Here is a 23,968-nt window from a genome sequence, read left to right as displayed (position 1 = left end):
TATCTTAAATGTATTGCTGAGAGCATAGGCTATTTGCTTTCTTCACCTGGTTCAAATACATAGCCGATCTGCTCCCAGTCCTGGGACATTGATTTCATCATTAAAGAAAGCCATATCCTTATTCCGATTCCAAGTATAGCTGCCGCGGTGATGAAGAAAGTGTCTGAGAGAACCAATGCGATACAGAGTAGAGCTCCAACTGCAGCTAGAAGGATGGATGAGGCACCGGCCCTTCTGACATAGAAGGGATAGAGCTCTGTCCTGCCGTTGGAATGGAAGGTCTCAGCACTTGCTTCAAGGATATTTGCAGCAAACAGCATTTCCATCATTGTAAATAGCACTGGTGAAAACTGGAGAAGGTCCGATGCCATACCTGAATCGAATGAGGCAAGTGACAGCAGGGATGCTGCAAGTGACCAAATGGCCATCGCACCGGTTACTTTTCTGGCCTTCATGAATTTGGTGTTCTTGGAAATGTCATACAGTTCGCAGCATGCGGAGGATACCATCCACCAGCCTATGAATTCAGGCAGTATCCTTACCATCCCCAGATTTATGTGGAATGTGGCGAGGATGATCCCCCAGAAAAGCTTGTTGTACTGATCCTTCATCATAGTGCACCTCTTGCCTTCAAATAGCGAAGGGCATTCCATGTATCCAGATTCCATACATCCTTTGATACAGGATCAAGCATCTCAAACTGCTGGTTACCATCATTATCTGTAAATACCAGTGATGGGGTGAGTTGAAATGAGCTCAAGGCCCTGTAATTGAAATCATCCTGTCTGATCCTTGCGCTTACAGTTAGCCTTTGACCCTGCAATATTTTAGTGCCTGCTATCCTGTCAAGCGGCAGGTCGTTGACCCTGACATCGAAGACCTCCGTCAAGATGTCATAGGCATCAGATTCAAGGCTTTCTATCGTTATATCCTCCATTACCTGGTATTCCATGTCAGAGTACCCGTCAGATGAAGAGGACATGCGCATCCTCTTAAGAGTGTCATCTGTGCTTCCTGCATAGATGCTTATCCTTCCGAGGCTGACATCAAGTTCGGTGCCATCACTGAACATGAGCCTTGCGTCTTCAAGAGTCCGTATGGGTCCTTTGCTCACATCGGTATGTCCGTTTACCACAACCTGTACGGTCCTTAAGGTGTAACGGCCTACTCTCTGTCCTGACACAGGCCAGGAGTTCTCATATGAGATCACCTCCAGGTCTTCAGCACCATTGAAGGAGACTGCTATGACGTTCCTTTCGTCCGAGCTGTTGGCAAGGTAATGCAGTGACAGGTAATCCGCAGAATAGAACCCGTTTGTCGGGAAGACCCTCACGTCCTTGTAATTTTCAATGAATACCGGACGGTCCAGTCTCATGACCGTTACAAGCACCAATGACAGAGCAAGTACAATAGCGACAAAGGTCTGGCTGAATATAAGTATTCTCCTGTTGCGTTCCATAAAACCTCCTCAGTTCCTATATAATAATATCTAAATACATGATATGTTGAAATCACCAAAATTTCAACCAAATAGCATAAGAGTAATCTAAGTATAATGAACTTATCGTCTGTTCTAATAAATCTCATGTGAACCTTGTTTCACCATTTATTGTCAATGTGATATAATTAGATTGTACGGCAATGCAGGTTAGCATACATATGGTTCAGGGGCTTTTATCAGGCGATAAAGAGGTCTTGCGTAAAAACCATGTTATGACAAAAGAGAGCTGTTAGATAAGAAAGGAGATAGCGATATGTACAACTTCAACGAGCAGGGTAAGTTCGAATCACACGATGCCGCGAAGGAGCACTCCCAGAATATTGAGGGCAGGCTGCCTTATGATGGCCTGCGAAAAGGGGCTAAAGACAAAGCTGTCGGAATCTTTACGGTTATTGCCCTGATTGCGGGTGTCATCCTTTTTGCATTTTTCACGAAGTGATAACAAAGGTTTCATGATTTGAATTTCAAGATGGATGTTCATAAATCTTGCTGCATTATTTGTAGCGCAAACAGTTATTCAGGGATTCTTTGGGATCCCTGTTTTTATACCAGTTTTTCTGTAACTGGTGGAATTGACTATTCTTTTAAAGTTTGCCCACCTTCACCAAATCTTCACAATACAGGGCTATATTTGGTAGCATAGATTAAGTGTAATTGGTCAGAAGTTGATATAATACAATCATGACGGGAATGGGGATGATCTGATGGCTGAGAGGATACTTGTAATAGATGATGAGCAGAACTTACTTCAGGTGGTCGGAGATTACCTTAAGAAGAACTCCTTCGAGGTTTTCACCGCGGACCGGGGCAGGAAGGCACTTGAGATGTTTGATGAGCTGGAACCTGATTTCCTTATACTTGACCTGAATCTCCCTGACATTTCTGGTGAAGACATATGCAGGGAAATAAGGAAGAAATCCGACATTCCCATCCTTATGTTGACTGCCAAGACCTCAGAGGAGGATAAGGTGAAGGGACTCTATCTGGGCGCTGACGATTACCTGACAAAGCCCTTCAGTCCAAGGGAACTTGTCGGAAGGGTAAATGCGATACTGAGAAGGACCAGGAACAAGGGCAGCATGTCTGAAATCTTCTCGTTCAGGGCTGGGGACCTTGTCCTTGATAACATGAGGCGCACTGTCACCAAGAAGGGAATCGAGGTAAGCCTCACTCCAAATGAGTACAAGTTACTCCATGCGCTGGTACAGTACCCAGGTCAGGTGTTTTCAAGGGCAAGGCTTGTGAGCGCGGCACTTGGCTTTGATTTCGAAGGCTATGACAGGACCATAGACACACATATCAAGAACCTGAGGCAGAAGATTGAGGACGACTTCCGCGACCCCACCTACATTCTCACCATCTATGGTGTAGGGTACAAATTCCAGGGGGGTGAGAAATGATCAGGATAGGCAGGCAGCTTGGAAGATATTTCGCGCTGGTATCCATGACATCGGTGCTTCTTATTACTGTGCTTTCGAATATCGGAATGAACATCTTCTTCACCATGTATCTGAGAGATTCACAGAAGTCAGAAGACATTGCAATCGCTGACTATGCAACTGAACTTCTGCATGAGGACGGGCTTCTTGATGAGACAGACCTCATGAGCATAGAACATTATGCCTTTACCATGTCTGCAGAGGTAATAATGGAGGACTCAGAGGGTAATGTCATTATGAGCACAAGGGAGCCATCTGATGTGACAGGTGAACCTGGAAGGTCAGACTACATGGATCTGGAGAAATTCGAATACAAGGAATACTCTTACGGTTCGCCTGAAACCGGAAAGGGAAGTATCGTCATCGGAAGACCGAGAAGCATATTTTCAGCTTCACCGGACAGGCAGTTCCTCATAACGATAAACCTCATTTACCTTGCTGCTGCAGGTATTTCACTGGCTATAGGCTTTTTCTTGAGGAGCAGGGTTTCAGGGATGTTCCTTGATCCCATCTATTCCATCCAGAAGAATGCAAGATATATTGAAGAAGGAAACTTCAGAGGAGTAATGGACGTCGAGACGAAAACAATCGAGCTCGATGAACTGTCAAGGTCGATAAACAACATGGCGCTCAGACTTGAACAGCAGGAGCGCCTGAGGAAAAGGCTCACATCGGATATCGCCCATGAGCTGAGGACCCCGCTTTCAACAGTGAACAGCCATCTTGAAGCCTTCATAGACGGAGTTTGGGAGCCTACGCCGGAAAGGCTTACTCTGCTTCAGGATGAGATAAGGAGGCTTACAAATCTCATAAAGGACCTTGGTGACCTCTCATACATGGAGAGTGGTGAGATAAGCCTTGCAATGAAGGAAATCAGCCTCTCAGGCCTTATTGCGAATGTAGTGGAGAACTTCGAACCGCTTTTTGTGTCTGATGGAAAAAACATAACCACTGACATTGAAGAAGGAATAATCACAAAGGGTGACAGTGACAGACTAAACCAGGTTTTCATTAACATCATTGCGAACTCCCTGAAGTACACCAACACCGGAGGCCATGTAGCGGTAGCTTTGAAAATTGAAGGTGAATCGGCAGTTGTGACGGTATCCGATAATGGTATTGGCATATGCAGTGACGACATTCCATTCGTTTTTGAAAGGTTCTACAGGAGTGACAGGTCAAGGAGCAGGGAGACCGGTGGGAAAGGCATAGGCCTTACGATCTCCAAAGCCCTTGTTGAAGCCCACAAGGGGATCATAGGAATAGAGAGTACAGACGGAAAAGGGACAACAGTAAAAATCAGCCTGCCGGCATGGAAGGGCTGACTATAGATGAGAAGCGGGAGGAGCACCTTTGTCTGAGGAGACAGGTGCTCCTCCTTTTATTGTTGGTACGCTGCTATCCGGAATAAGATAAAGGGCATAATATGCCTATGTCACAAAATGGTAATAAATAGTTCAATGCAAATACATGAATTCTGAATATTATAAATATAGTGGAGTATCATAGTATATATTTTGAAGCTTCTGAATCATGGAGGGATTCATTGGGAGGTTATTTCTGTAAATTTCCGTTTGTCGCAGTATGCATGACAAACGGAAGGTTTCTTTTGATTGTTTCTCAAATGAAAACGTAATAAGATGAGGATGTAAGGATTATCCAATATCTTAATATCAAATTAATAATTAGGAGGAACAGAAATGGAAAACCAGAACGTCGGTTTCAAAGCCAAGGTCCAGAAGTTCGGTACATTCCTAAGTGGAATGGTCATGCCGAACATTGGAGCATTCATCGCATGGGGACTTATTACTGCATTATTCATCGCTACCGGTTGGCTTCCGAACGAGGAATTTTCAAAGATGGTCGGGCCGATGCTTGTATATCTTCTGCCGATACTTATAGCTTATACAGGTGGTAAGATCGTATATGGTGAGAGAGGCGGAGTTGTCGGTGCAGCTTCAGCGATAGGTGTCATCGTAGGATCGTCGATACCGATGCTTCTTGGAGCGATGATGATGGGTCCTTTCGGCGGATTCCTTATCAAGAAGATCGACCAGATGTTTGAAGGCAAGGTAAAAGCCGGATTCGAAATGCTCATCAACAACTTCTCTGCAGGCATACTTGCAACGCTTCTGGCACTACTCGGATACGTAGTCGTAGGACCAGCTGTTGAGGCGCTCAGCAATTTCCTCGCATCAGGCGTTGACCTTATAATGAGCATGGGAGTGCTTCCTCTTGTCAACATATTTATCGAACCAGCGAAGGTGCTGTTCCTTAACAATGCCATCAACCATGGAATACTCGGGCCTCTTGGTGTAGAGCAGGTAGCGCAGAATGGAAAGTCCATACTGTTCATGCTTGAGTCGAATCCAGGACCGGGACTTGGAGTACTGCTTGCTTACATGCTTTTTGGAAGAGGCGTAGCAAAAGCTTCTGCATCAAGTGCAGCAATCATCCACTTCCTTGGCGGAATACACGAGATATACTTCCCGTACATACTCATGAAACCAATACTTCTGCTTGCGGTAATCGCCGGCGGAATGTCAGGAACACTCATATTCACCATATTTGGAGCTGGACTTGTCGCTACACCATCACCAGGATCGATCTTCGCATATGCGGCTATGACTCCTAAGGGCAACTTCGTTGGAGTATTCCTTGGAGTAGCGGTAGCAGCGGCTGTATCCTTCGTAGTGGCTTCAATCCTTCTTAAGGGATCAAAGCAGAAGGAAGAAGACCTTGAAACTGCAGTTTCAAAGATGGAAGACATGAAGGGAAAGAAGAGCAGCGTTTCAGGACTTATAGGGGGAGCTGCAAAATCATACAAGGATGTCAAGAAGATAGTATTTGCCTGCGACGCAGGAATGGGATCATCAGCCATGGGAGCTTCCATACTCAAGAAGAAGGTAAAGGAAGCAGGATTTGATATTATCGTAACCAATACATCAATAACAAACCTTCCTGATGATGTTGACCTTGTAGTGACACACAAGGACCTCACAGAAAGGGCGGCACAGAAGTCTCCGAAGGCGATACACGTATCGGTGGACAACTTCCTCGGAAGCCCAAGATATGATGAAATCGTTGAAGAGCTGAAGAAATCAAAGTAATATTATAAGTAACGTACATAAATGAATAGGGGAGGTGCTGTGATTGTATATAACAAGCCGTGAAAGGTCCATGTCAGGGATCCTTCTGGAATCACAGCACCTCTTTGTTTCAATACAGAGTCTGGCAAAAAAGCTTGATGTTTCAACGAGGACCATCCAGCGAGAAGTGAAGATGCTGGAAGATACTCTGGCAAAATTCGGGCTTGCTCTCGAGAAGAAGGCAAGTGAGGGCATAAGGCTCACAGGAAGCGAAGAAGGTTTGAAGAGACTTAAGGATGAGATAAGGGCCTATTCCGATTATGAGTTGGGGAGAAGCGAAAGAAGCCTTTTCATATTCCATGAGCTGCTTGAATCCGGAGACCCGCTGAAGACAATGACTCTGTCAAAGGGATTTTCAGTGTCAAGCAAGACACTTCAGCATGACCTCGAACGTTTCGAGGAGGAGATCAGGAACACAAGACTGTCACTTATCAGGAAAAGGGGCTATGGGGTAGAACTGGAAGGCCGCGAAAAGGACAAGAGGATGGCCTTCATAAATATGGCAATGAGTCGAATGGAGCATATGCAGGTCTTTTCTTCCAAGGAAGGGGAATTCCTTTCGCTAGACCCGAAGGAAAAGCTTCTCGGGATATTCGATCCGGGACTTCTCAGGCGAATCGAGGTCATAGTGCTTGAAAAGACAGGGGATCTGCCTTACAGGCTTACTGACCTCTCACTTCTTGAAGTCATGCTTCATACCTACATGTCTGTTGAAAGGGTTAAGGGTGGGAACCCTGTGGACAGGAAGAAGCATGGCGATGGACCTGAAGAGACTGCAGCTTCATTGGTATTCAAGAGCCTTCAGAAAGAGCTTGGCATGAACTTTCCTGAAGATGAGGCATATCTTCTGGCTTCGGTCTTAAGAAGCGCAAAGAGGATCAGTGAAACCGACATAGAGAATGTAATTGGGCTCACGAGCCTTGCAAGCGTGCTGATCGAAGATGTCACAAGGACAACCGGTTATTTCTTCAGCAAGGACAAGAAGTTCCTTGACGCACTCGTATCTCATCTTGAACCTCTTTTCAACAGGATAGCGGAAGGTGTCTTCGTTCCTAATCCTATCAAGAGGGAGATCAAGGAGGACTACTCGGTCCTGTTCGGCACCATTGGTACCGTACTCAAGGAGAAGTTCCCGGAGCTTGAATTCAGCGAGGATGAGATAGGATTCCTGACACTTCACTTCGCATCAGCCATAACGGAATTCAAGGAAGTCCCAAAGGTCGCTACTCTTGTTGTCTGTACCAGCGGACTTGCCACATCAAGGATGCTTACGAAGAAGCTCCTCATGAAATTCCCGCAGCTTACCATAATTGAGCAGGGTTCCATAAGGGAGCTGCACAAGATGGATCCGAAGGATTTCGACCTGATAATCTCAACAGTTGGGATCCATGATGCAGGGTTTGAGTACATTCTTGTTAATCCCATGCTTTCATCGGAGGATGAGCTTAAGCTGGAAAAGGTGATCAACCGTAAGCTCCTGTCATCCACGAGGAAACGGGATGAAGGAGTGAAGGAATCAAAGCTGTCTGAACAGGGGCTCCTTAAGACAATAGAGATAGTAGGAGATGCAGGGCAGGCTGTCAAGGAGATACTCGAAGGATTCGCGATAAGTGAGACAGACGGAAGTGACATCAGTTCCGTTCTGCGTGGTATAGAAGGCGACCTCATGATTCTGCTTGGCACAGATACTGCAAATGAGTCCATATCAATGCTGCTGGAAAAGGAAAATGCAACTGGAAGCGGTATTCCGGAATCAGACATCACGCTCCTTCATGGCAGGAACAGCCGTCTTGACAGGATGATATTCAGGATTTACAGGAACAAGGCTAAGGTAAAGGTCAAGGGGATGGATTCGAAAATGATGGAGTCCGGAACCTTCCTGCTGCTCCTTACACCTGAGTTGCTTACAGGACCAAGACTTGAAATGGTAAGTGCGTTAAGTGTTTCACTGCTTGAGAAGGACATCAGGAAAACATACGAAGAAGCTGACCGAAGCAGGATGCTCGCCATGGTTGAAAAGACACTTGAAGCGGCGTATTCTGATATCATAAAGAGAATATGGAGGTAGAATATGAGCGGTATATTAAGAGAAGAAGGGATCCTGTTGAATCAGGAAATCGCAACCAAGGACCAGGCCATAAGGATGGCCGGTGAACTTCTGGTAAAGAACGGCTACGTAAAGGAAGAATACATCGAAGAGATGCTCAAGAGGGAAGAAATCAGCACAACCTACATCGGCAACGACATAGCGATCCCTCATGGAACGGAGAATGCCAAGAATGAAGTTCTGGAATCCGGCATCAGCATAATCCAGGTACCAAACGGCGTGGATTTCAATGGAGAAAAAGCGAGGGTGATATTTGGAATCGCTGGCAAGGACAACACTCATCTAGAGATACTGTCAAATATCGCCATACTCTGCTCAGATATGGAGAATGTGGAGAAGATAGTTGCAGCAAAGTCAAAGGATGAGATACTGGCACTCCTGGGAGGGATAGAATGATGAAAGCGCTTCATTTTGGTGCAGGAAACATTGGAAGGGGATTCATCGGCCTTATCCTGAGGCAGAACGGATATGAGCTTACATTCGCTGATATCAGCGACACCCTGATTGATGAGATCAAGGCAAAGAAGGAATATGATGTCATCATCGCTGACCCTACAGGAAGGGTGATCCATGTGGATGGAGTCGATGCGGTGCACAATGTCAAGGAAGCTGACAGGCTCAAGTCACTCGTGGAGGAAGCGGACCTCATAACCACAGCCGTAGGCCCGTCAATTGTCCCGATAGTTGCGAAAACCATAGCTGAAGGAATAAAGGAAAGGCTTTCGAGACAGGATGTAAAACCTCTGAACATAATCGCCTGTGAAAATGCGATCGGTGCTACAGATACGCTGAAGGAAGCCCTTTATGGCTACCTGAGTGAGCTAGAGACGGGTATTGCAGAGGTTGCGATTGGATTCCCCAACTCGGCGGTTGACAGGATAGTACCTGCACAGAACAACGCAAACCTTCTTGATGTCAAGGTTGAACCGTTCTTTGAATGGGTCATAGAAGAGAAGAAGCTGAGAGGAGCTCATCCTAAGATAGAGGGAGTCCATTATGTGGATGACCTGATTCCCTACATTGAGAGGAAGCTGTTCACTGTCAACACCGGCCATGCTGCAACAGCATACCTTGGTGCGCAGAAGGGATTCACGACGGTGTTTGATGCCATAGGAGACCCTGAAATAGAGGCTTCAGTAAGAGCGGTGCTCGATGAGACGTCTCAGTACATAACAGGCTATTACGGATTTGACAAGGAAGAGCATGCAAAATATGTAGATACAATAATTGGAAGGTTTAAGAATCCTGACATCTCTGACGACCTGGAGAGGGTCGGGAGGTCTCCTTTAAGGAAGATATCCAAGTATGACAGGTTCGTGAATCCTGCACTTAGACTGCTCGACATGGGAATCGAACCAAAGAGCATAGCGAAGGCCATAGCGGCCGCGCTTAGATTCAGGGCTGAGAGCGACAGGGAAAGCCTGGAGCTGAATAACTTCGTGAAGGAAAACGGAGTAAGGGAAGCGCTCATCAAATACAGCTCGCTTGCGCCGGATTCTAAACTCATAGACCTTGTAGAAGAAGCATACAACGCATAATGAGGATGCCGCAGCTATAAGCTGCGGCATTAATTTTCAGAACAGGTCCTTTCCGACAGCTTCAAGCAGCAGCTCATAAATATCCCTGTGTGTCTTCTTGATTGCAATTGGCTTCAGGTTACTGTTGAGGAATGCGTGGCTTGTGGAGCCTATGGTCCGTATATCTCCAGTAATCTTGTCTGTAACAGTATATTCCATGGTCATCCTCACCGGTGTCAGGCTTATAAGCTTCGGGGTAATGTATACGGTGTCCCCATACCTTACCATGGACTTGTACTCAGCTGAAGCTGACAGGACTGGAATGATCAGCCCCTGGTCCTCCATATCCCTGTAAGGCATTCCAAGTTTACCAAGAAGGTCCACCCTTGCTTCCTCGAACCACCTTATGTAGTTCGAGTGGTGTATGACTCCCATCATGTCTGTCTCGTAGTACTGGGCTGCATGTTCGTATCTTATAAGCTTATCCATAGTTCCATCCTCCGGGGCTTTATTCATATTGCACATGAATACATTGTAGCTGATAAGGGATAATAATAAAACAGTCAGCTTATCAGGTCAAATCATGATGAAATGGGAAGGGATATGGTGATATAATGTTCATAATTGAGAAGAATGCCCTCTAAGGGCTTGAAAAGGCGGGAATTGACATGATCAGATTCAACAATGACTACAGCGAAGGTGCGCATCCATCTGTACTTGATAGACTGGTTGACACCAATATGGTCCAGACGCCAGGGTATGGTGAGGATGAGTATTGCCTAATGGCTGCAGATATCATAAAGGTGCTGTGCGGGACAGAGGATATAGATGTCCATTTCCTTGTCGGCGGCACACAGACCAACCTGACTCTTATCTCAGCTGCGCTAAGACCACACCAGTGCGCGGTATCAGCCGCTTCAGGGCATATCAGCACCCACGAGTCAGGCGCAATAGAATCAACGGGACATAAGGTAATGGAGCTTCCGTCTACTGATGGCAAGATTACGGCAGAGGCAGTCAGGAAGGTTCATCTTGCCCATGTCAACGACGTTACCCATGAGCATATCGCTCAGCCAAAGCTTGTCTACATCTCAAACCCTACTGAGCTTGGTACTGTTTACAGTAAAAAGGAGCTTCAGGAGCTGAGCGAGGTCTGCAGAGAATGTGGACTATATCTCTATTTGGATGGTGCAAGGCTGGGCTATGGACTCACCTGTGAAGGGAACGACCTTGACCTTAAGACAATAACGGAATGCTGCGATGCTTTCTATATCGGTGGGACCAAGGTTGGCGCTTTGTTTGGCGAAGCCCTTGTAATTAAGGATAAACGTATCAGGGAAGATTTCAGGTACATCATCAAGCAGAAGGGCGGACTCCTTGCAAAGGGAAGGCTCCTTGGTGTACAGTTCCTTGCCCTGTTCGAGGATGGACTCTATTTCGGGATATCTGCCCATGCCAACAGGATGGCGGCGATAATAAAGGAAGCACTTAAGGAAGCCGGCTGCGGTTTCCTCATAGATACTCCGACAAACCAGCAGTTTCCGATACTACCTGATGAGGTTCTTGAGAAGCTTGGTGAGAAATATGCCTACTCATTCTGGCAGAAGGCAGATGAAGGCCATAGCGCAGTAAGGTTCTGCACCAGCTGGGCTACAAGGGAAGAGGATGCAAGAAGCCTGTCAGATGACATTAGTGACATGATGAGAATATGGAATGCAAAGAACGCCTGAAATTTCAGGCGTTCTCTCACTCTAGATCATGAAACTGATCAATAAGCGATTTTCCGATGTTAAGTCTTTATTTAGTCCGGTTAATCAAACATGGAGGGTCAACCACACTACAACGATCATGTTCAAGTTGAAATGAGACCAATATGGCATATTCAAATGATATCTATTGAAGCTTAGAGAACATTACCCTGAGAACTGACGGGATGATTTTCTGTTGTGATATATTAATGATAGAAGCGAGAGATATCATAAATGACTTTCTCTCGCTTCATGGAATGTATGGCAGTGCAGTTTTTCAGACTGCTTATCTTGGCTTAAGCGTTCTCTTTCTTGACCTCTTGTCTTATCCTTTCAATCTCTTCAGCGAGGAGTGGAAGGATTTCCAGTGCATCTCCAAGTATGCCGATGTTGGCGGTCTTGAAGATGGGAGCTCCGGGATCCTTGTTTATGGCTATTATGAAGTCAGATTTCTCCATACCTGCCACGTGCTGTACTGCTCCTGATATTCCGCAGGCGATGTATACCTTAGGCCTTACTGTCTTTCCTGTCTGTCCTACCTGGACATCCTTCTCCATGATTCCTGCATCGACAACGGCCCTTGATGCTCCGACTTCAGCGCCGATCTTGTCAGCAACCTCCCTGAGTATCTTGAAGTTGTCTCCGATTCCTCTTCCTCCGGATATTATGAGGTCTGCCTTTGCTATATCAACGCCTTTGTGGGGCTTTGGTATTACTTCGAGCACCTTCACAAGTTCCTTTATACCGGAGATCTCAACGTCCTTCTTTTCAACAGTGAATTCTCTTGCAGCATCGGACTTGAGTGGCTCCATGACTCCAGGTCTTATTGTAGTCATCTGTGGCCTGGTGTTCTCGCATACGATTGTGCCGAACAGGTTTCCACCGAATGCCGGTCTTGTGACATAAAGGAGGGAACTGTTCTCGTTCTCCGGGTCGAATTCAAGCTTCGTGGCATCTGCTGTAAGTCCTGTGTCGCATCTTGCTGCAAGCCTCGGGGCAAGGTCCCTTCCGAGAACCGTTGCTGGGATGAGGAGGATGTCAGGCTTTGATTCGTCAATCATCCTTGACAGGAGAGTCGTGTATATTTCAGTGCTGTAGTGGGTTATACCTTCATTCCTGAAGTTCATTACCTTCCATGCGCCGTGGTGTCCTGCCTGTTCAAGAGCTTCATCAGAAACGTTGCCTATAACTGCTCCGACGACCTTGTAGTCAAGGTTCGGCCTGCCCGATACCAGCTTGTTTGCCTCTCCGAGGAGTTCAAGGGAAGCGTCATGGATCTTGCCGTCCCTTATCTCGCAAAAGACGTATATGTCCTTGTATTCCTTAATATTCATCATATCGTCTCCTTACTTCAGTATGTACTGCTTCTCAAAGAGGAGCTCAGCAATCTTCTTCGCTGAATCTTCAGCGTTCAGTGTGAACATCTGTGATGTGGTCCCGACTTCCTTCGTGAAGGTCTTCCTGACCTTTGTAGGTGAACCCTTCAGTCCTATTATCGCAGGGTCTATTTCAATATCATTGAACGTGATCCTTTTGATCTCCTTCTTGAAGCAGTCAGAGATTCCTCTTACCCTCATGTACCTTGGCTTCGCTATGGTGCTCAACGTGGTTATAAGGACTGGAAGCTTCGCTTCGAGGACCTCATAGGTGTCCTCAAGTGATTTCTTGACAGTGATGTATCCGTCATTCACTCCGATGATATCTTCAACATAGGTTATCTGAGGGATCCCCAGCTTTTCAGCGGTCTGCGGTCCCACCTGTGCGGTGTCTCCGTCGATTGCCTGTCGTCCTGCGATGATCAGGTCATAGCTCATGTTCTTGAGAACGGCAGTAAGTGTGTTGGATGTTGCCCATGTATCAGCACCGCCGAACTTCGCGTCGGTTATGAGTACAGCATCATCAGCTCCCATCGCATATAGCTCCCTGAGCATGGATTCAGCCTGCGGAGGCCCCATGGTGACCGCTGTCACCTTTGCACCCATCTTGTCCTTGAGCCTTAATGCGGCCTCGAAGCCTGCAAGGTCGTCCGGGTTGGTTATTGTCGGCACGCCTGCCCTTATGAGTGTTCCTGTCTCCTTGTCGACCTTCATCTCTGTGGTATCTGGTACCTGCTTAAGCAAAACAATTATATTCATATTATTCACCCGTCCTATTTCAGAATGAAGGCAGAGATGACCATTCTCTGGACTTCAGAAGTGCCTTCGTATATTTCGGTAATCTTAGCATCCCTGTACATTCTCTCTATAGGATACTCTCTTGTGTAGCCATATCCGCCAAGGAGCTGGATAGCCTTGTTTGTTACCCTTGAAGCTGTCTCTGAAGCATAGAGCTTTGCCATTGCAGCTTCCTTTGAATAGGGGAGTCCCGCATCCTTGAGGAATGCCGCCCTATAGGTAAGGAGCCTTGCCGCATCAGTTTCGGTCTGAAGGTCAGCAAGTGCGAACTGTGTGTTCTGGAATGCGGATATTGGCTTTCCGAACTGCTTCCTCTGCTTGACGTACTCTACCGCCTCGTCAATCGCTCCCTGGGCAATGCCTAGAGCCTGTGCAGCTATTCCTATCCTTCCTCCGTCAAGTGTCTGCATGGCTATCTTGAAGCCCATGCCTTCCTTTCCGAGGAGATTCTCAGCAGGAACCCTGACATCCTTGAATATGAGCTCTGTTGTCGAGCTTCCCCTTATTCCAAGCTTAAGCTCCTTCTTTCCGATGCTGAAGCCTGGCATGTCCTTTTCAACTATGAAGGCTGAAATTCCCTTGGTTCCCTTTGCCTTGTCAGTCATTGCGAAGACTATGTATATGTCAGCGTAGCCACCGTTCGTTATGAATATCTTCGATCCATTCAGGATGTAGTGGTCGCCGTCAAGCACAGCCTTTGATTCCTGCATTGCTGAATCAGATCCTGCATTTGGCTCGGTAAGTCCGAAGGCTCCAAGCTTTTCTCCCGACAGGAGGGGTCTCAGGTATTTCTCCTTCTGGGCAGGTGTTCCGAAGGCGGAGATCGGGCTCGCGCCAAGGGATGTGTGTGCTGAGAGTATTACTCCTGTGGTTCCGCACACCCTGGACATCTCTTCTACGGCTATTGCGTACGAAAGGTTGTCCCCGTCGCATCCGCCGTACTCCGATGAGAATGGGATTCCAAGCATGCCTATCTCAGCCATCTTCTCGACGGTTTCAACCGGGAACCTCTCTTCCTCGTCAATGTCGTGGGCCAGAGGCTTCACTTCATTGATCGCGAAGTCCCTGAACAGTTTCTGCATCATCTTTTGCTTTTCATTAAGTAAAAAATCCATCTTATCTCTCCTATCTTGGCGGCATGAGAGTTGCACAGCCCTTTACCACGACATCGCCGTTCTGATTGTATGCGACTGTCTCGAAAGTGACCTTGTTCTTCTCTGCGTTGATTTCAGTAGCTGTGACGACGGCTTTGATCGTGTCGTGGAATCTTACCGGCTTAAGGAACTTCAGGTCCTGGGCAAGGTATATGGTTCCCGGTCCTGGAAGGTAGGTTCCGAACACTGTCGAGAAATAGGATGCGGTAAGCATGCCATGCACTATCCTGCCTTTGAATATGGTCTCCTTGGCGTATTCTTCGTTGAAATGTGCCGGGTTGAGGTCTCCGGATATTCCTCCGAACATAGCCACGTCAGCTTCTGTTACTGTCCTCTGATATGAGGCGGTGTCACCGACCTTGATTTCGTTCACTGTCAAACCTTTCATTTCTTCCCTCCATAATTTGATAAGACGCTCCACTAAACATGAATGATCTTTCATATTGAGTTCATTATATCCAGAGTTATTCAGTTTTGCAATAGAAAATTGTTAAATATTTATTTATTCAAAAAAGAGTGATTTGATGCTGGAAAATTTATGGAATTATAGTTGATTCATAAGCGGACTCACTGCAAGGTCCGCCAGCTTAAGAATATGAAAATAGCGCAAAAGACATAAATGCAAAATTATCGTTAAAATATTAGTGGATAGGCAATGAATAGAGGTGTATTCCAATGAAAATTCAAGGAATCATAAAAACATGAAGGTAATATCATGTTTTGACGGGTTTGCTTGATTTCATGTTCCTCGCATCCAGTTCTTGCGGAATAAGATCCTTGAAGGTTTAGGTTTCTGTCATAAAAGCTTTACATTGTTAAAATATTGACTGAATTGTAATGGGGCTGCATTTTCCATTCGATTGGCCGCCAATAAAATGGTAGACTATAACAAAGAAGCAAAAAGTAAGCTGGCTGAAGTTCTGGAGGTGACTTGATGAAGGAAAATGTGGGAATCGTGGGTACCGGGATCTATGTTCCTGAGGGAATCGTGACAGCTAAGGGAATAGCTGAGGCTACCAAGGGTGGATGGACCGAGGCTGCTGTCATTGAGAAGCTTGGAATCAGGAGGAAATACGTGCCCGGCGACGGACCTGAGGATGGCACACAGGAAATGGGGGCCCTTGCAGCCCTGGATTGCCTTAAGAATACGGGGACTGACCCCATGGGCATAGATATCATCATTTCAATCGGTGAAGAATGGAAGGAGTATCCGCTGACAACGACTGCACTTTACATACAGGAAAGGATAGGGGCATGGAATGCCTGGGGAGTGGATATCCAGAACAGGTGCTGCACCGCGGTGACTGCAATGAAGATCGCTCATGACATGCTGATTGCAGATGATGAAGCTAAGACGGTGCTCATTGCTGGAGGTTACAGGAACGGTGATTTCATTGATTACACGGACAACGATGTTTCGATGATGTTCGACCTTTCAGCGGGGGGAGGAGCAATCCTTCTCAAAAAGGGTCTTGGCAGGAACCTGTTGCTCGGATCCCACATCATATCTGACGGCAGCCTTTCAAGGAGTGTGGGGGTTGAAATAGGTGGTACTGAGAAACCAGTCACAATAGGAAATTTGGAGGAATCAAGGAAAAGCCTCAGGGTGCTTGAACCAATAAAGATGAAGTCAAGGCTGAAGGAAGCTTCTATGAGTAACTGGCTAAAGTGCATCGATGAGTCATTGAGGAAGTCATCCCTTACAAGGGCGGACATCGGATACCTTGCCATACTCCATATCAAAAGGTCAGAGCACCTGAATATGCTAAGGGAGCTTGGAATGTGTGAAGGCCAGACCACTTACCTTGAGGACTACGGGCATATGGGTCAGATAGACCAGATTCTGTCACTCCATATGGCGCTTGAGTCAGGCAAGGTAAAGGAGGGCACGGTAGTTGCCATGGTCGCTGCCGGGATAGGATACGCCTGGGCTGCCAATATAATAAGGTGGGGTAAGGATAAGCTGTCTGAGTGATTTCAGAGTCAAAGGAATGGAAAAACTTTGACAGGGAACCGATGCATCAATAGAATGTATGTAGGGACGACTTTGACCTGACAGAATGATGAAAATCTTGATTTGGAATGAGGTATGGCTTTGAGTGATGTTATAAAGAAACCGAAGACAAAACGTGGTCAGGCAACTATGGACAGGATACTTGAATCCGCTGAGAACCTTTTTTATGAGAAGGGGTATCACAACACATCGATCACTGACATTACCAGCGAAGCCGATGTTGCGCTGGGGACCTTCTACATATACTTCAAGGATAAGTTCAGCCTATACAGGTATCTGCTTCTCGGGTACAACCACGACATCAGGAAGGCGATCGCCTCAAACATTGTCGAGGGCGATTCGAGGATGGAGATGGAACGCAAGGGACTCAAGTCATATCTGGAATTCGTAAGGGCCAACAAGCATGCCTACAATATCATCTGGGAATCCCTATATATCGATAAGGGGCTGTTCATGGACTACTACGAGGAGTTCGGAAGAAGGTACGGGAAGGGCCTTGATGAGGCCAAGGCAAATGGCGAAGCGAGAGACCTTGACACATCAGTGATGTCGTATGTGCTGATGGGGGTATCCACATTCCTGGGGCTCAAATATGTCATGTTCCAGGATGAGGAGGAAGTCGATCTGGATGCGGTAGTTGACCAGGTAATGTCTATACTTGAGAAGGGTCTTTTCATAAGAAAGAAATAATAGGTTAGGAATTGGTTTTTATTGGCGCTTCCATAGGAAGTGCTTTTTTTACAGGTTTGTGGAAATATTTTCCTTAAAGTGATGAATTTTTGGAGAAAAATTGTTAACATCTGTCTATAAGCCTTTTTTTGATATCCTTTTGGGGTATAATCAAGGTGGATTTATCGTAAAAACAGGAGGAATGGAATATGCAGGCAGATATCGGCATACTTGGCTTCAGGGTAATGGGAGAAAATCTCGCAAGGAACATGGAGTCAAAAGGATACAGGGTTGCCATCTACAACAGGACATCAAGTGTAATATCAGATTTCATGGAGGGTCTTGGCAAGGGCAGGAATTTTGTTCCTGCAATGTCAGTCGAGGAGTTCGTGAACTCACTTTCAAAACCTAGGAAGATCATGCTGATGATCAAGGCTGGTTCGACTGTGGACTCAACTATAGAGCAGCTCATTCCTTTCGTGGATGAGGGAGACATAATAATAGATGGAGGTAACTCCAACTTCGAGGACTCCGAGAGAAGGTACAAGTATCTCTATGAGAAGGGGATATACTTCGTTGGTTCAGGAGTGTCGGGTGGAGAGCTCGGAGCCCTTTACGGCCCGTCGCTGATGCCTGGAGGTGCCAAGGAAGCCTGGGAAAGCATAAGGGATATCTTCAGGGCAGTATCAGCAAAGGCAGGCGAGAATGATGAGCCCTGCACTGCATGGATAGGATTTGGAGGAGCCGGGCATTATGTCAAGACAATTCATAATGGCATAGAATATGGAGACATGCAGCTTATTACTGAAGTATATGCGATAATGAGGGATGTCCTGAAGCTCACCTACAACGAGATGGGCGACATATTCGAGAAGTGGAACGACGGGGTGCTGAAGAGCTACCTGGTTGAGATAACAAGGGACATACTGAGGACCAGGGACACCGACGGCGAGCCGCTTGTTGAAAAGATCCTTGACACTGCGATGCAGAAGGGTACGGGAAAGTGGGCTGTGATATCTGCACTGGACGAGGGAGAACCGCTATCCCTTATAACTGAAGCGGTATACGCGAGGGTGCTCTCTTCGATGAAGGACCAGAGGGTAGTGGCATCAAGGATGGTTCCATACATTGAGAAGTCTTTTGAAGGTGACAAGGCTGAAATAGTGGAGAACCTTGGCAAGGCGCTTTATGCTGCCAAGATAATATCCTATGCACAGGGCTTTTCACTTCTTGCGAGCGCATCAGAATCCAGGAAGTGGGACCTGAACCTTGGAGAGATCGCTACCATCTGGAGAGGTGGCTGCATAATAAGGTCGGCATTCCTTGATGACATAAGGAAGGCATATGACAACAACCCGGAACTTTCAAACCTGATGATGGACAGCTTCTTCAACGAGACGCTTAATGATGCTTCCAAAGGCCTGAGGGATGCTGTCATACTTGGAGTCAGGAACGGGATCTCGCTTCCTGCGATGAGCTCGGCACTCTCATATTATGACGGCTACCACACTGACAGGCTGCCGGCTAACCTTCTTCAGGCACAGAGGGATTATTTTGGAGCGCACATGTTCGAGAGGCTTGACAGAAACAGGGGAGAATTCTTCCACTATGACTGGTCGGGAGAAGGCGGAGACACACACGCCAGCGTATATTCAGTATAGGCAGATAGCAAAGGGGATGTCGCATTATGGGCGGCATCCTTCTTTTTGTCCCTTAAAATGGTAGAATATAGGTATTCTTCAAAAACGGGGCTGATAAAGTGGAGCTTTACCAATATGTCAAAGAAAATCTTAAAAAGAAGAGAAAGACAGAGCTGCACAATCTTTGCAGGGAACTCGGTGTGGAGTTCAAAGCCAGGTGGACCAAGACATCTCTGGCAGATTCGTTATCAGATATATTGTCAGAGCAGGAAGAGCTTGCATACATACTTCCAAGGGATGCATACCTTGCCTTGTCTGGGAGAACTGAACGGGGTCCTGATGTTTCAGGTATCCTTGACCATTTCGGGTTGGAGGGAAGGTATCTGAATGTCTATCCTGACCTTTCAAAAAAGTCAGCTCTTAAGCTTGTGAAGCGGCTCGATATCATAGAGAGGATCATCAAGGGTCAGGTGAGGGTGTGCGGATTGATACCGGTTAGTGAAATCACGGGTCTTGTAAGCTATTCGCAGAGGAATGCCAAAGGTAAGGAATGGAGGAATCTTTATTCTGATGAAGAGAGGCTGGAAGCGGAGACGAGGCGGCTTCTTGTCAGGAGGTTTGGACTTGTGCGGGTTGACCTGGAGCGTATGGGTAAGGCGATCTGCAGACCGGATGTGGCAGAACCTGCAAAGGTTGCCTATGCCCAGGAGATATCAAGGGTTGAGGGATACAAGAAGCTGACAGCTGATGAACTTCTGGATACAAAGCTGCAGATGGATATCAATGAGCGGGAGAAGCTTCAGGATATCCTTGTGCTGCTCGGGACCTATGCCAGCAAGGCTCAGGTAGAGAGGATGAAGGAAGAGCTCCATAATGCCCGTGACATGGTTGCGTCAGGACACAGCGAGCTTGATATCGTGAGAGGGTTGGCTGAGCTTGTTCCGTTCCCGGGTTCTGATGAGCTTGTTGCCTTCATAGGTGCGACCACCATCTGGTGCGGATCTATCCGGAGGTGGGAGCTTAAGGGTCACACTAGGGATGAAATTGAAGAAAGAATATCAGATTCAGGCGACTGACAGTCGCCTGAATCTGTTTGAGGGGGGCGATTACTGATCAAAAAAACATGACAAACATTTCATTAATTGAAACGTTCATTTCATATGAAACATATATTTCAATTTGAAATGAAGTTTGCAATGTGATGAAATGGAAGTTAACCCGGTGAAATCCGGACATTTTTGATTGAGTGCAATCGAAATCTATTTTGTCCAGTATTTAACACGGTTTTTACGTTTTCGTAAAAAAGTTTTAACTTGAAAACGATTTTGGCACGGCTCTTGCTTTATTATGTGGTGCGTAAACGATGCAACACATCGAAGTAACCGGTTGACAGTATCTGACTATTGTCAAAAGAATAACCAGATGTGGTGTAGTGAAGGGGGATAATAATGAAATTCAAGAAGTACAATGACCTGATAGTCGGACTTTCGATGCTTGCATTCGGACTGTTCTATCTTATTATGACTATGCAGATCCCAAGAAAAGGCAAGCTGATCGATGCGACTTTCTTCCCATACATACTAAGCACGATAATGCTCATTGTGGGATTGCTTCAGACAGTGAGAGGTGCAGCCTCGGCAAAGAGATTTGATGCTGCGTCATACGAGGAACCTAAGGCTGGTCAGAAGGGTGACATGAAGACGGTACTCATCACAGTAGGTCTGATACTCGTATATGTAGTTCTGCTGAAACCTCTTGGATTCATAATATCGTCATCATTGTACCTATTCGCTCAGATACTGGTACTTGTACCGGTCAGAATAAAGAAGAACTACTTGCTGTATGCACTGGTAGCTGTGATAACATCAGCAATAATTTATGTATCATTCAGGTTTGGTCTGGATCTTATGCTTCCAGCCGGACTGTTGGGATAGGGGGGGCTAAAGAATGGAATTATTCGCACAGGGTCTGGTTGCCATAATGCAGCCTGGCACACTTATCCTCATGATAGCTGGTACAGCGATCGGAATACTCTTCGGAGCACTTCCGGGACTTACCGCAACAATGGCTGTCGCACTGTTTCTTCCGGTCACATATGGCATGAAACCGGCAATGGGACTGGCTGTCCTGATAGCACTATGGATCGGTGCAACATCAGGAGGACTTATTGCGGCAATTCTGCTTAAGATACCAGGAACTCCATCATCCGTCGCAACATGCTTCGACGGCCATCCCATGCAGGAGAAAGGTGAAGGAGCCAAGGCGCTTGGAGTTGGAATAGTGTTTTCATTCCTTGGAACCATGTTCAGTCTTATAGCGCTAGTATTCATAGCACCTCCGCTTGCGAAGGTTGCATTAAGCTTCGGACCGGTTGAATACTTCGCGATAGCGATATTCTCCCTCATGCTTATAGTATCCCTGTCTACAGACTCGATGCTGAAGGGTATCTTCTCCGGTCTTGTGGGATTCGTATTCGCTACTGTAGGAATAGCTCCGGTTGATGCGGTGCTAAGATACACATTCGGTACTGTGGAGCTTACTTCAGGCTTCAACACCCTATGCGTACTCATAGGACTCTTCGCGATATCAGAAGTCATAAAGACTGCAGAATCTTCGAAGCTCGAAGGCAAGGCGGAGATAGCACAGGTAACAAGGATCAAGGGCTTCGGCTTCACGATGAAGGAATTCATGAGCCAGAAGTGGAACTTCCTCATATCAGCACTGATCGGTACGGGAATAGGAATACTGCCTGGAATAGGCGGAGGAACATCCAATCTTGTAGCTTACATGGTAGTCAAGAAGTCTTCAAAGTATCCTGAGAAGTTCGGTACAGGAATCATTGACGGAATCGTAGCTTCTGAGGTATCGAACAACGCTTCTATAGGCGGAGCCCTCATACCACTGATGACTCTGGGTATCCCTGGAGATGCTGTAACAGCACTCCTTCTAGGCGGATTCATGATCCATGGAATAGCTCCGGGACCGATGCTCTTCGTAAATTACGGTCCACTGGTATATACGGTATTCGCAGCTGTTTTTGTATCGACTCTCCTGATGCTTGTGCTTGAATTCGCTGGAATAAGGATATTCGTCAAGCTGCTCAGCATTCCGAACTACATCCTTCTGCCCATAGTGTTCGTACTCTGTGTAGTAGGTGCATTCGGACTTTCATCCAGGATATTCGATGTATGGTCGATACTGCTGTTCGGTGCGGTGGGGTATTACTTCGTGAAGTTCAAGATCCCTCAGGCTCCATTCATCATCGGATTCGTACTCGGGCCAATGGCTGAGACGAACTTCAGAAGAGGCCTGATGATGACTGACGACAGCTTCCTGGGATTCTTTGAAAGCCCTATAGCTGCAGTATTCATGGGACTTACCTTAGTGATAATGCTGTGGACGATATACGGAGAAGTAAGGAAAAAGCAGTCGATCCTTAGAAGCGGCGACTAGGACAGAAGACGAGGGGTGGATATATGAACATCAAAGGAACTCCAGTAGTAACTGAAATGATGGTAGTCCCGGTTGCGGGATTCGACAGCATGACCATGACATTAAGCGGTGCACATGCCCCGATGTTCACAAGGAACATCGTTATCATGAAAGACAGCGCGGGAAACACAGGCCTAGGAGAAGTCCATGGCGGAGATGACATTACCAAAGCTCTTGAAAGCTACAAGCCCCTTATCATAGGGAAACAGATAGGGGATTACAGGAACATTGTCCAGGCTGTAAAGCGAGGAGGATATCTAGCCGGAGGAAACGATGGCGAAGGGCTCCAGGGACTTGACCTCAAGAACCTGAAATTCGTTGTGAGGGCTGAGACAGCAATAGAGTCTGCACTTCTTGACCTCCTTGGAAAGTTCATGGGACTTCCTGTGTGCTCTCTCCTGGGTGATGGAAGACAAAGGGAAGACATTACGATACTTGGGTATCTCTTCTACGTATCTGACAGGACCAAGGTCAATCTGCCATATATAGATGAATCATCGAGCGCTGACCCATGGTTCAGGATAAGAAGGAATGTTGCGCTGACTCCTGAAGCAATAGTAGAGCAGGCATATGCAACAAAGGAAAGGTATGGCTTCAAGGACTTCAAGCTGAAGGCAGGAGTACTTGAGGGAGAAGAGGAAATGAAGGCGATAAGGGCCCTGAAGAAGGAGTTCCCCGATGCAAGGATAAACATCGACCCGAACGGGGCATGGTCGCTAAACGAGGCGATAAGGCTCACGAAGGACATGCATGGGATACTTACATATGTCGAGGATCCATGCGGACCTGAGAAGGGCTTCTCCAGCAGGGAGATAATGTCAGAGTACAAGATGGCGACCGGTCATAAGGTTGCTACAAACATGATAGCGACAGACTGGAGACAGCTTCATCACTCTGTGGTAAGCAAAGCTGTTGACATAGTCCTTGCAGACCCGCATTTCTGGACCATGAGCGGCTCAATCAGGGCAGGACAGGTTCTTAATGACTGGGGAATGACCTGGGGCAGCCACTCTAACAACCACTTCGACATATCGCTCGCGATATTCGCCCAGACCGCTGCAGCAGCGCCAGGAGACATCACTGCCATGGACACGCACTGGATATGGCAGGATGGACAGGAGCTGTGCGGAGAGTCAATAGCGATAAAGGACGGAAAGATCAAGGTCACCGACAAACCTGGCCTTGGAATCGAGATAGACATGGACAGGGTTCTGAAGGCCAATGAGCTCTATAACAAGATGGATAGCCATGACAGGGATGACGCGATGGCCATGCAGCACCTCATTCCGAACTGGAAGTTCGACAGCAAGAAACCCTGCCTCGTGAGATAGGCACTAAAACTGGTTCCAATTACAAAGGGATAT

At 46.7% G+C, this 23,968-nt stretch carries 22 protein-coding genes; 15 read left to right on the top strand and 7 right to left on the bottom strand.

Translation table 11 applies throughout. The annotated features are described in order from the left end of the window. Positions 1-29: 29 nt before the first annotated feature. Together T472_RS05575 and T472_RS05570 are read right to left on the bottom strand one after the other, a co-directional pair. Complete coding sequence (locus T472_RS05575) at positions 30-614, bottom strand: hypothetical protein (protein ID WP_023383393.1); 585 nt, start codon at positions 612-614, stop codon at positions 30-32. Then, positions 611-1,459, bottom strand: a complete 849-nt coding sequence (locus T472_RS05570; protein ID WP_023383394.1) for a hypothetical protein — start codon at positions 1,457-1,459, stop codon at positions 611-613. Before T472_RS05570 ends, T472_RS05575 begins: the two co-directional genes overlap by 4 nt. 295 nt (positions 1,460-1,754) lie before the next feature. Between T472_RS05570 and T472_RS05565 the strand changes: the two genes are divergently transcribed. The 7 genes from T472_RS05565 to T472_RS05535 all read left to right on the top strand — a co-directional run bounded on the left by T472_RS05565 (position 1,755) and on the right by T472_RS05535 (position 9,734). Further along, positions 1,755-1,940 (top strand): hypothetical protein, encoded by a 186-nt coding sequence (locus tag T472_RS05565; RefSeq protein WP_023383395.1) that lies wholly within the window; start codon positions 1,755-1,757, stop codon positions 1,938-1,940. 265 nt (positions 1,941-2,205) lie between these two features. After that, on the top strand, positions 2,206-2,901 hold the full coding sequence (locus T472_RS05560; protein WP_023383396.1) for a response regulator transcription factor: 696 nt from the start codon (positions 2,206-2,208) through the stop codon (positions 2,899-2,901). Further along, a complete protein-coding gene (locus T472_RS05555; protein ID WP_023383397.1) occupies positions 2,898-4,265 on the top strand; it encodes a sensor histidine kinase in 1,368 nt (455 codons plus the stop codon). The genes T472_RS05560 and T472_RS05555 overlap by 4 nt, the downstream gene beginning before the upstream one ends. A gap of 375 nt (positions 4,266-4,640) precedes the next feature. Further along, positions 4,641-6,050, top strand: coding sequence for a PTS mannitol transporter subunit IIBC (locus tag T472_RS05550; protein ID WP_023383398.1), 1,410 nt, complete (start codon positions 4,641-4,643; stop codon positions 6,048-6,050). Between the two features lie 43 nt (positions 6,051-6,093). Beyond that, positions 6,094-8,157 carry a BglG family transcription antiterminator gene (locus T472_RS05545; RefSeq protein WP_023383399.1) on the top strand — a complete coding sequence of 688 codons (2,064 nt, stop codon included), beginning with the start codon at positions 6,094-6,096 and terminating at the stop codon, positions 8,155-8,157. Positions 8,158-8,160: 3 nt separating this feature from the next. After that, positions 8,161-8,592: a PTS mannitol transporter subunit IIA gene (locus T472_RS05540; RefSeq protein WP_023383400.1), complete on the top strand. Its 432-nt coding sequence runs from the start codon at positions 8,161-8,163 to the stop codon at positions 8,590-8,592. Next, positions 8,589-9,734 carry a mannitol-1-phosphate 5-dehydrogenase gene (locus T472_RS05535; protein ID WP_023383401.1) on the top strand — a complete coding sequence of 382 codons (1,146 nt, stop codon included), beginning with the start codon at positions 8,589-8,591 and terminating at the stop codon, positions 9,732-9,734. Before T472_RS05540 ends, T472_RS05535 begins: the two co-directional genes overlap by 4 nt. A 36-nt stretch (positions 9,735-9,770) precedes the next feature. Here the strand turns inward: T472_RS05535 and T472_RS05530 are convergent, their stop codons facing one another. Continuing rightward, complete coding sequence (locus T472_RS05530) at positions 9,771-10,202, bottom strand: acyl-CoA thioesterase (protein WP_023383402.1); 432 nt, start codon at positions 10,200-10,202, stop codon at positions 9,771-9,773. 179 nt (positions 10,203-10,381) lie between these two features. On the opposite strand from T472_RS05530, the gene T472_RS05525 reads away from it, so the two are divergent. After that, entirely contained in the window at positions 10,382-11,443 is a 1,062-nt protein-coding gene (locus tag T472_RS05525) for a threonine aldolase family protein (RefSeq protein ID WP_023383403.1), read from the top strand. Between the two features lie 314 nt (positions 11,444-11,757). Here T472_RS05525 and T472_RS05520 read toward each other — a convergent pair whose 3' ends face one another. Genes T472_RS05520 through T472_RS05505 form a run of 4 tightly spaced genes read right to left on the bottom strand, consistent with a single transcriptional unit; the run spans position 11,758 to position 15,177 of the window. Then, the gene (locus T472_RS05520) at positions 11,758-12,795 is read right to left on the bottom strand and encodes an electron transfer flavoprotein subunit alpha/FixB family protein (protein ID WP_023386316.1); all 1,038 of its coding nucleotides are present in this window, start codon (positions 12,793-12,795) and stop codon (positions 11,758-11,760) included. Positions 12,796-12,807: 12 nt separating this feature from the next. Then, positions 12,808-13,596 carry an electron transfer flavoprotein subunit beta/FixA family protein gene (locus tag T472_RS05515; protein WP_023386314.1) on the bottom strand — a complete coding sequence of 263 codons (789 nt, stop codon included), beginning with the start codon at positions 13,594-13,596 and terminating at the stop codon, positions 12,808-12,810. 14 nt (positions 13,597-13,610) lie between these two features. Next, positions 13,611-14,750 (bottom strand): acyl-CoA dehydrogenase, encoded by a 1,140-nt coding sequence (locus tag T472_RS05510; RefSeq protein WP_023386312.1) that lies wholly within the window; start codon positions 14,748-14,750, stop codon positions 13,611-13,613. 10 nt (positions 14,751-14,760) lie between these two features. Then, complete coding sequence (locus T472_RS05505) at positions 14,761-15,177, bottom strand: MaoC family dehydratase (protein WP_023386309.1); 417 nt, start codon at positions 15,175-15,177, stop codon at positions 14,761-14,763. Positions 15,178-15,723: 546 nt separating this feature from the next. Between T472_RS05505 and T472_RS05500 the strand changes: the two genes are divergently transcribed. From T472_RS05500 to T472_RS05470, 7 genes are all read left to right on the top strand, one after another. Further along, the gene (locus T472_RS05500; RefSeq protein WP_023386307.1) at positions 15,724-16,764 is read left to right on the top strand and encodes a 3-oxoacyl-ACP synthase; all 1,041 of its coding nucleotides are present in this window, start codon (positions 15,724-15,726) and stop codon (positions 16,762-16,764) included. Between the two features lie 120 nt (positions 16,765-16,884). Further along, the gene (locus T472_RS05495) at positions 16,885-17,493 is read left to right on the top strand and encodes a TetR/AcrR family transcriptional regulator (RefSeq protein ID WP_023386304.1); all 609 of its coding nucleotides are present in this window, start codon (positions 16,885-16,887) and stop codon (positions 17,491-17,493) included. 188 nt (positions 17,494-17,681) lie between these two features. Further along, positions 17,682-19,133 carry a decarboxylating NADP(+)-dependent phosphogluconate dehydrogenase gene (gnd, locus tag T472_RS05490; protein ID WP_023386302.1) on the top strand — a complete coding sequence of 484 codons (1,452 nt, stop codon included), beginning with the start codon at positions 17,682-17,684 and terminating at the stop codon, positions 19,131-19,133. A 98-nt stretch (positions 19,134-19,231) separates the two neighbouring features. After that, a complete protein-coding gene (locus T472_RS05485; protein WP_023386300.1) occupies positions 19,232-20,188 on the top strand; it encodes a hypothetical protein in 957 nt (318 codons plus the stop codon). Between the two features lie 372 nt (positions 20,189-20,560). Beyond that, positions 20,561-21,046, top strand: coding sequence for a tripartite tricarboxylate transporter TctB family protein (locus T472_RS05480; RefSeq protein ID WP_023386298.1), 486 nt, complete (start codon positions 20,561-20,563; stop codon positions 21,044-21,046). 13 nt (positions 21,047-21,059) lie between these two features. Beyond that, positions 21,060-22,565 carry a tripartite tricarboxylate transporter permease gene (locus T472_RS05475; RefSeq protein ID WP_023386295.1) on the top strand — a complete coding sequence of 502 codons (1,506 nt, stop codon included), beginning with the start codon at positions 21,060-21,062 and terminating at the stop codon, positions 22,563-22,565. A 23-nt stretch (positions 22,566-22,588) separates the two neighbouring features. Continuing rightward, positions 22,589-23,935, top strand: a complete 1,347-nt coding sequence (locus T472_RS05470; protein ID WP_023386293.1) for an enolase C-terminal domain-like protein — start codon at positions 22,589-22,591, stop codon at positions 23,933-23,935. Positions 23,936-23,968 lie beyond the last annotated feature (33 nt).

The organism is Youngiibacter fragilis 232.1 (assembly GCF_000495435.3).
Classification (GTDB): domain Bacteria; phylum Bacillota; class Clostridia; order Clostridiales; family Clostridiaceae; genus Youngiibacter; species Youngiibacter fragilis.
The sequence above is the reverse complement of the archived record's forward strand: the minus strand, read 5'-3'. Positions and strand labels throughout refer to the sequence as shown.

Excerpts from the sequence above, each read along its gene's own strand:
- T472_RS05575 (WP_023383393.1), bottom strand. The coding sequence starts at position 614 with ATGATGAAGGATCAGTACAACAAGCTTTTCTGGGGGATCATCCTCGCC.
- T472_RS05570 (WP_023383394.1), bottom strand. The coding sequence starts at position 1,459 with ATGGAACGCAACAGGAGAATACTTATATTCAGCCAGACCTTTGTCGCT.
- T472_RS05565 (WP_023383395.1), top strand. The coding sequence starts at position 1,755 with ATGTACAACTTCAACGAGCAGGGTAAGTTCGAATCACACGATGCCGCG.
- T472_RS05560 (WP_023383396.1), top strand. The coding sequence starts at position 2,206 with ATGGCTGAGAGGATACTTGTAATAGATGATGAGCAGAACTTACTTCAG.
- T472_RS05555 (WP_023383397.1), top strand. The coding sequence starts at position 2,898 with ATGATCAGGATAGGCAGGCAGCTTGGAAGATATTTCGCGCTGGTATCC.
- T472_RS05550 (WP_023383398.1), top strand. The coding sequence starts at position 4,641 with ATGGAAAACCAGAACGTCGGTTTCAAAGCCAAGGTCCAGAAGTTCGGT.
- T472_RS05540 (WP_023383400.1), top strand. The coding sequence starts at position 8,161 with ATGAGCGGTATATTAAGAGAAGAAGGGATCCTGTTGAATCAGGAAATC.
- T472_RS05535 (WP_023383401.1), top strand. The coding sequence starts at position 8,589 with ATGATGAAAGCGCTTCATTTTGGTGCAGGAAACATTGGAAGGGGATTC.
- T472_RS05530 (WP_023383402.1), bottom strand. The coding sequence starts at position 10,202 with ATGGATAAGCTTATAAGATACGAACATGCAGCCCAGTACTACGAGACA.
- T472_RS05525 (WP_023383403.1), top strand. The coding sequence starts at position 10,382 with ATGATCAGATTCAACAATGACTACAGCGAAGGTGCGCATCCATCTGTA.
- T472_RS05520 (WP_023386316.1), bottom strand. The coding sequence starts at position 12,795 with ATGAATATTAAGGAATACAAGGACATATACGTCTTTTGCGAGATAAGG.
- T472_RS05515 (WP_023386314.1), bottom strand. The coding sequence starts at position 13,596 with ATGAATATAATTGTTTTGCTTAAGCAGGTACCAGATACCACAGAGATG.
- T472_RS05510 (WP_023386312.1), bottom strand. The coding sequence starts at position 14,750 with ATGGATTTTTTACTTAATGAAAAGCAAAAGATGATGCAGAAACTGTTC.
- T472_RS05505 (WP_023386309.1), bottom strand. The coding sequence starts at position 15,177 with ATGAAAGGTTTGACAGTGAACGAAATCAAGGTCGGTGACACCGCCTCA.
- T472_RS05500 (WP_023386307.1), top strand. The coding sequence starts at position 15,724 with ATGAAGGAAAATGTGGGAATCGTGGGTACCGGGATCTATGTTCCTGAG.
- gnd (WP_023386302.1), top strand. The coding sequence starts at position 17,682 with ATGCAGGCAGATATCGGCATACTTGGCTTCAGGGTAATGGGAGAAAAT.
- T472_RS05480 (WP_023386298.1), top strand. The coding sequence starts at position 20,561 with ATGAAATTCAAGAAGTACAATGACCTGATAGTCGGACTTTCGATGCTT.
- T472_RS05475 (WP_023386295.1), top strand. The coding sequence starts at position 21,060 with ATGGAATTATTCGCACAGGGTCTGGTTGCCATAATGCAGCCTGGCACA.
- T472_RS05470 (WP_023386293.1), top strand. The coding sequence starts at position 22,589 with ATGAACATCAAAGGAACTCCAGTAGTAACTGAAATGATGGTAGTCCCG.